Genomic DNA, 662 nt, shown 5'->3' on the forward strand with positions numbered 1-662 from the left:
AGCTTAACCAATCGTCAAATTCAAATGCTCGCCATTGGCGGTGTCATTGGTGTAGGTTTGTTTTACGGTTCCGCTACAGCGGTCAAACTAGCCGGACCGGGGGTTTTAATCACCTTTGTTCTTTGCGGTATTCTTGCTGCGATCGTGATGCGCGCACTTGGAGAAATGACCGTTGAACACCCCGTTGCCGGATCCTTCAGTCATTATGCTGGGGATCTCCTCGGTACCCGAATGGGTTTTTTAACCGCCGGAATGTGGTGGTTCTATTGGGTAGCCACTGTTATGTCTGAACTGGCCGCCATTGGAAAATTAGTGCAATATTGGTTTCCCACGTTTCCGACTTGGATTCCTGGACTCATTGGGTTAATTCTTTTTGCTCTCTCCAATTTACTTGCTGTACGTGTGTTCGGAGAAGTAGAGTACTGGTTTGCCGTATTGAAAGTTTTTGCTGTCAGTGTGTTTATGATCTTTGGGGCATTGATCATCCTCACCGGCCTTTTCAACGATGGACAAGCCGTGGGGTTAACCAATCTTTGGAGCAATGGCGGGTTCCTGCCTTATGGCTGGCTCGGTGTTCTAGCTACCATTTCACTCATTGTGCAAGTCTATAGCGGCATTGAAACCCTCGCTGTCGAAGCGGGTGAATCTCATAATCCGGGAAC

General features: G+C 48.3%; 1 protein-coding gene. It reads left to right on the forward strand.

The window, feature by feature from the left end:
• Positions 1-662 (forward strand): amino acid permease (locus ABLT31_RS38865; protein WP_367761074.1); only part of this gene is annotated, 662 nt, incomplete at both ends.

It is taken from the genome of Ammoniphilus soli (assembly GCF_040813775.1).